Consider the following 6699-nt stretch of genomic DNA (forward strand, 5'->3'; position numbering starts at 1 on the left):
GCTTCGGGCATGAAAAAACCGCCCCAAGGGGCGGTTCAATAATCTGTGAAGCAGGCTCTGCCGGACAGGCGCGCCCCGCCGGAAGACAGCATGCAACTATCTGAAACAAAAAATTTTAGAGTGCTGGCTCCCCGCAACACGTCCCGCTGCAACCTGCCTCTGGAAAGCTAGGAAAGTACTGCCTTGGCTTCGGCCACACGGGCCTCTTCTTCCCTCCCAAGCTTGCGCAGGGCACGGGCAAGGGTTTCCCAGGCCTCGGGCTTATCGTGCAGGCCGGCGCTTTTGCGGGCCAGCAGCTCCGCCATGGCCGGATCTTCATTGCTATCCAGATAGATATTCGCCAGCAGCAGCATGGAGGCCGCATCCTGCGGATTGCGCACCAACGCCTCGTGCAGCAGTTCGCGGGCCTCGCCCCCCTTGCGCTGGCGCACAGCCACACGCGCAAGGTGCCTGCGGGCAAGGCTGGGCGCGCCGGGGCGCGCATCTTCCAGGGCAGCGGCTATTTCATAAAAACGCCGTGCCTCGGCCCTTCTGCCGCCCTGTTCGCACAGTTGCCCAAGACGGATGTGGGCAAATTGGTGATCGGGCGAAACCTTGACGCACTGTCGGTAATACCGGGCTGCGGCGCGCTTTTCGCCAAGACCCTGACAGACCGTGCCCAGATTGTAGTAAATCTGTTCGGCAAGAGCTTTATCCGGCCCGTGCCGCAAGGCTTCCGTAAAATGCCGCCGGGCTTCATGCTGCCGCCCAAGGGCCGCCATACATACGCCAAGGGAATTCCAGGCCATGGCATTGGCCTCGTCAGCCAGCAGAGCAAGCTTGTATTCTTCCACCGCGCCAAAAACATCGCCTAGGCTGTACCGCCTGTCGGCGCTGATGTTCAGCGCAAGGGAATTGCACACGCCCACCTTGGGGTCTGGCAGCAGCAGGGCGTATTCCAGAGCCTTCAGGGCGCAGTCGGGCATTTCTCCCCTGCGGAACTGAAGGAAGGGATACCCAGCAAGCCCCACAGAAGCCGAAATGCCACGGCTGTTTAGTTCGCCGCACACGCCCTCGTACAGAGACACAAGGGCTTGCGCTTCCACATCCGGATGGAAAAATATCAGACTGTTGCTGCCGTAGCGTCCAGCCATCGGCTGCGGCAGGCTCTGCGTCTCGCCAAGGGCATCGCGCCACACGTTGAGGGCTGTTTCAATAATTCCCTGCCGATTTGCAGCATCGTGCACGCCGTCCAGCGGAACGGCATCCGTGTTCGCTGCCTCACCCGAGTCAGAATTGCCAGGCTCCAGCCGCAACAGGCAAAGCGTAAAGCGGTTGCGCCTCTCCGCCTCCACGGCAAAACGGTTCAAAAAATCACCGTGCCCGCACAAACCGCCTGCACACTCTGCTTGGGGGGACGCGGAAGCACCACATGCAGCAGCAGCATGTTTGCCACCTTCGGCGGATTCTGCCCTCTGGTTCTGCTCCTGCACGGCCACCGCCGCATTTGGAATGGCAGGGCGCGCGGCGGAAAAATCCTGTTCGTCCAGATCTGGGCTCAGAACGGGCGTTTCACCCAGCAGGGTGAGCCTGTCCCCCACCTCGGGGCGGCAGGTAACATCAACCAGATGCAGGGCCTCGGCAACGGAATCCGTATCCCGCGTATGCAGCACCACCAGTTCGCCCTTGTAATGGGGCGAACCGCTTTCTGCCTGTCCCCACAGGGCAAACCGCATGCCCTCGCGGGCCTTGGCCTGACGCCCAAGGCTAAGCCGCACGCGGCCCAGCGGCAGGGATTCCAGCACCATGCCGCCTTCTTGCAGGATGCGCGCAAAGGGCATGATGCGGCTTTCCACAGCCTGAGCGCCGTCAGCCTCCTGCCCGGCCACATCTGCGGCGAGGCGGGCGCGATCCATGCACAGGCGAGCTTGATCGTGCATTTCAAGGTGCATTTCTGTACCGCGCATATCCTGCGGGTACAGGGCATGCCCTGCGCACAAACGCGGGCGCACCGGCTTTTTCAGCAGCGGATAGGGCATGCGCACCGCTTCCATGCGCGTCAGGGCTGCGCGGGCCAACTTATGGCAAGCGCCGCGCCCGCTGGCGGGAAAGAGCAAGGCAATTTCCCAGCGCCCCACGCGCGCTGCCAGAACATCCGACGGCAGGGCTTCGCGGCAGGCGTCTGCCAGAGCCTTGAGATATTTTTCTGCAAAAGCATGCCCGCCGCGCCGCACCACAGAATCCCCGTTGGCAAGCCTCAGCAGCACAATCCCCATGCACAGCCAGTGCAGGGGAGCGGGGCCGCTTTCTTCCGCGCCCGGCTCTTCCAGATAGGCCCGCAAACGCTCCGCGGCATTTTCCATATGCGCAAACAGGGCCTCTTCTGTGGCAAGCCCGGTAACGGAATCCGTGCGCATGGCCTTGGCTCTGGCAAGATTTTCCAGACACAGGGCCGTTATGGCAGGCAGAAAAGGCAAAAGGGGCCGGGCCTCGCGCGCCTTGACGCCGTGCAGCATGGCAACGCCAAGCAGATGGTCGTCGCGACGCAAGGGCAGCAGCAGCCTGCGTTCCCGCGACAGCAATTGCGGCTCTTCGGGCGCGCGGCTGGTAGGAAAATACAGGGCGTGCCCTGAAAAGGACAGGAATGAAGACAACTGTTCACACAACAGGCCTTCCATTTCCATGAGGTCTTCACGCGCGAGTTCGAGCTGCGGGCAGTTTTTTTGCATCTTCAAATTGTAGTGTGGCAAAGGCTGCTTGTCTAGAAAATTTCAAGACAGAGAACCCCCGTTGGCCTGACCACCAAAGGATGGCTTTTCCGTTCAGCCCCATCCCGGAGCTGCCCGCCGAGGCCAAACCATGCCCGCAACTTGATTTTGCCCCATTGTGCGGCTAATTTTATGGAAATTGAACGCTGTGGCGGGCAAAAATTTTGCCGCGGCCGCCTTGTTAACGCGCCAGGCGCTTGCCTGTGAACACCATCCACGATAGCATATCCAAAGTCGATAATTTTGCGCGCAGCAAACCACTGCGCGCCTGATATCGACAAGCCAAAGGAACTTTTATGCCAGTTGCCACGTTTCCCCTCGGCCCTTTGCAGACCAACAGCTACCTTATCCACAGCGGCACTCAGGCCGTTGCGGTGGACGTGGGCGGCGACCCGGAACCCATGCTGGAGTATCTGGCTAAGCACGGTCTGAAACTGGCTGCCATCTGCATTACCCATCGGCACTTCGACCACGTTTACGGCGTGGCGGATTTGCAGAAGGCTACAGGAGCACCTGTTTACATCAGCGCCGATGATGACTGCCTGGAGGGGACGGAATCCGCGCAGGGCGGCCTGTGGGGCTTTCCCACTGTGACTCCGTATCAGTCGCAGCCCATAGCTCTGGGCAAGACCTCGTTCGGCGGAATGGAATGCGAAGTGCTTGCCACCCCTGGGCACACCCCGGGCGGAGTTTCGCTGTTTTTCCCTACTGAACAACTTGTTTTTACAGGAGATGCGCTCTTTTACCGCTCTATTGGCCGCACGGACTTTCCCGGCGGCGATCACGACGGCCTGCTGCGCTCAGTGACGGAAGTACTTTTCAAACTGCCGGAAGACGCCGTTGTGTACCCTGGTCACGGTCCCTCCACCACCATTGGCGATGAAAAAAAGAGCAACCCTTTTTGCGGTGAATTTCAGCTATGAACAACGTGCTTGTGCTCCAGTGCAGTCCTCATGTGGGAGGCGTTTCTGATTCGGTGGCAAACCTTTTTACAAAAGGCATGGCCGAAGCCGGAATTGAAGCGCGCACTGTAGCCTTGCGCGACTATGCATATTCGCCCTGTACGGGGTGCGGCGGCTGCTCCAGGCCGCCGCACAAATGCATTCTGGCCAATCGGCCCCTGCCCGGTCAGAATGATGCCTGCGCCCAGATGGACCAGGCTGAAGAAATTTTTCAAATGATCAACGAAGCACAGATGATCATGATTTCTTCTCCCATTTATTTCTATTTTCTACCAGCGCACTTCAAGGCGCTTATCGACAGAACCCAACGATTCTGGATGTTACAAGGCGGCGAAGACCGCGGTTCCCTGCCCCTTTCCCGCGCAAAGCCCGTGCTTGTAGCCATGACCGCAGGGCGTCGGCGCGGCAATCTGTTGTTTTCAGGCTCTCTGCTCTCGCTCAAATACTTTCTGGCCCCCCTTGGGGCTGCCGTTCGGGAAACCCGACTGCTGCGCGGGCTTGAATCAACCAAGGATCTGCACGAACGCCCCGCAGTAATTGCCGCCCTGCATGCCTGGGGGCACGACTGGGGCCACAGGCTCGCCACAGAAAATGCCAGCTATGAGCTGACCCAGCCCCTGCCCGAAGCTGCGGACAAACCATAGACCGCGCCTTTTGTACCCCGTTCCTCACCCCATGCCACATGACAAGCCCCAGCCGCACGCACCTGCACGCCGTGGCTGGCTGGGTTCTGTGGTGGCCCGCATGCAAAAAACACTGGGGCTGAACCAAGACCGCTGTTTGCACTGTCTGCGTCCCTTTTCCCCTGCGTTTGCGGCGCATCTCAATGCCGCGACAGCGCCGGAATCCCTCCTTTGCCCCCAATGCTGCGACCTGCTCACCCCATACGCCGGGCCCAGATGCCCGCGTTGCGGAATTCCGCCTTCTGATCCACAGGCAGGCAACAGCATCTGCGGCGCATGTCTACAAAATCCACCGCCGTGGAGCGGCGCTGCTTTCTACGGCCTCTATCAGGGGGCCCTGCGGCACACCCTGCTGCGGCTCAAGTTTGACGGGCATCTGTACCTTGCCCCCCTGTTGGGAAATTTTCTGCTTGAATCGGTGACCTGCCTGCCCCGGCCAGATGTCATTGTGGCAGTGCCGCAGCATCCCGCCCATCTGCGCCGCCGGGGATACAATCAGGCCCACGAACTGGCGCGGGCACTGCACGGCCTGTCAGGCCTGCCTGTGTCTTCAAGGCTGCTTTCCCGCCCCGTGCCCGGTCAGGAGCAGGCGCACCTGGGGGCAAAAGACCGGCGCAGCAACGTGCGTCACAGCTTTGCCGCCTCGCCGGAGGCAAGGGGGTTGCGCGTATGGATTGTGGACGATGTTATGACCACTGGCAGCACCATGAATGCCGCAGCCAGCGCCCTGCTCGCAGGTGGAGCCGCGCGGGTGGATGCGGTATTTGCCGCCAGAACGCCGCTCAACACAGCCGCCGAAATTTCGGATCTCCCAAGCCATGCGGGGTAAGTGTGCACGCAGCACATGACAAGCTCATGCTCTTGGGCTATACACAGGTCACATACACTAGCGCCCCGCCTCTACGTGCGGAAACAGAGCCAATCCCTCTGCATATCGCAGGCTTGGGCGCACAGGAGATTTCATGCCCAGCGCACACCGTTCCTGTCATCTGGGGTTATTTGAACATAAAAGTGCAGTTGTCGCCGCGTGTTGGGCTGTTTTGTCCTTCCTTTTTTTTGCGCCATCCGCACAGGCGCAGGTGACGTTGCTGGTGCCAAGCCAACCCAGCATTGAAGCACCAGCCCCCCGACAAAAGCAGGACGCCCCCGCCAAACGCGAAGATAAAAAAGACGAGAAGCGCCAGCAGGACGCCAAAACAGCATCCGGCAAGACAGACCAGCCCGCTGATGCCGCCGGCAAGCAGCCGGAACAGGCCCCCTCTGGGCCCACTGCCGAAGGCAAACCCGCTCCCAGCGGCGAGGCCGCCCCAGCAGACGCCCCGGCCAAGCCGGAACAGGCCGCTGCCCCCGCGCCAGCGCCCGCTGACACGCAGATAGATGAAGAAGTAGACGTACTTATCACCATGATGCGCCCCTTCCTGTACGAAGGGTTGGTCATGGACATGCCGCAGATGTTTGCGGTGCTGCGTTACGACAGCACCACACCGATAAAAGACGGCGTGGCGCAGCCCGAACGGCGCGACCTGCTGGGCGACATGGAAGAAATCCGCTACCTGAACCAGAAAGCATGGGGGGCCAACGTCGCCCTGACCAAGCCCGGTCTCTACCAGTTCATCATTGAAGGCCGTCCCTGGTGGGATGCCGCGCACGGACGCTTTTTGCAGCATTACGTCAAAACAACGCTGCCGGTGTACGGCGTTGAGCGCGGCTGGAGCCTGCCCGTAGGCCAGCGTTTTGAAATCGTTCCGCTTTCCCGCCCCTTTGGTCTTACTGCGCCCGCCATGTTTTCCGGCGTGGTGCTCATGGACGGCAAGCCCCTTGCCGCCGCTTCTGTACGCATGGCGCGCATAAATACCGAAAAACGCCCCGTGCCGACCTCATGGCATGAGGATATTGCCGCCCGCACCAACAACAAGGGGGAATTCTCCTTTGTATTAAGCCAACCCGGCTGGTGGTGTTGCATGGCCAGCATTCCCGGTGATCCCCTCAAGGGGCCTGACGGCCAGCCCAAGCCCCTGCAACTGGGGACGCTGTTCTGGTTGTATGTGGACAGTCTTTCCAGCGAGGCGCGGAAGCGCTAGCTTGTTGAAAATTGAGAGTCCCCGGTTACGGTAGCGTGACCGGGGATTTTTGCGTTTTATGCCTGCGTGGTGCGCGGTTTCGCCTAGGCGGGCCGATGGTAATCCTTTTTGCTTCCCTGCGGCACGGGATTCCGCCCTCCGGCGGAGTTTGGGACGCCTGCGCGGCGTGCGGCAAGGCGGGGCCGGTTATGGGGCTACGCCCCCTTCTCGGCCCCCCTTGCATCCC

At 60.8% G+C, this 6699-nt stretch carries 5 protein-coding genes; 4 read left to right on the forward strand and 1 reads right to left on the reverse strand.

Translation table 11 applies throughout. The features are described 5' to 3' along the window. Window positions 1-167: 167 nt before the first annotated feature. Window positions 168-2708, reverse strand: coding sequence for a tetratricopeptide repeat protein (locus RDK48_RS14185; protein WP_298992196.1), 2541 nt, complete (start codon window positions 2706-2708; stop codon window positions 168-170). Between the two features lie 335 nt (window positions 2709-3043). Between RDK48_RS14185 and RDK48_RS14190 the strand changes: the two genes are divergently transcribed. The 4 genes from RDK48_RS14190 to RDK48_RS14205 all read left to right on the forward strand — a co-directional run bounded on the left by RDK48_RS14190 (window position 3044) and on the right by RDK48_RS14205 (window position 6473). Further along, window positions 3044-3670 (forward strand): MBL fold metallo-hydrolase, encoded by a 627-nt coding sequence (locus RDK48_RS14190; RefSeq protein WP_298992193.1) that lies wholly within the window; start codon window positions 3044-3046, stop codon window positions 3668-3670. After that, window positions 3667-4353: a flavodoxin family protein gene (locus RDK48_RS14195; RefSeq protein ID WP_298992190.1), complete on the forward strand. Its 687-nt coding sequence runs from the start codon at window positions 3667-3669 to the stop codon at window positions 4351-4353. The genes RDK48_RS14190 and RDK48_RS14195 overlap by 4 nt, the downstream gene beginning before the upstream one ends. 100 nt (window positions 4354-4453) lie before the next feature. After that, window positions 4454-5221 (forward strand): ComF family protein, encoded by a 768-nt coding sequence (locus RDK48_RS14200; RefSeq protein WP_298992187.1) that lies wholly within the window; start codon window positions 4454-4456, stop codon window positions 5219-5221. 133 nt (window positions 5222-5354) lie between these two features. After that, window positions 5355-6473: a DUF4198 domain-containing protein gene (locus RDK48_RS14205; RefSeq protein ID WP_298992184.1), complete on the forward strand. Its 1119-nt coding sequence runs from the start codon at window positions 5355-5357 to the stop codon at window positions 6471-6473. The last annotated feature ends 226 nt before the right edge of the window (window positions 6474-6699 follow it).

The sequence above is a fragment of the uncultured Desulfovibrio sp. genome, assembly GCF_902477725.1.
Taxonomy (GTDB): domain Bacteria; phylum Desulfobacterota; class Desulfovibrionia; order Desulfovibrionales; family Desulfovibrionaceae; genus Desulfovibrio.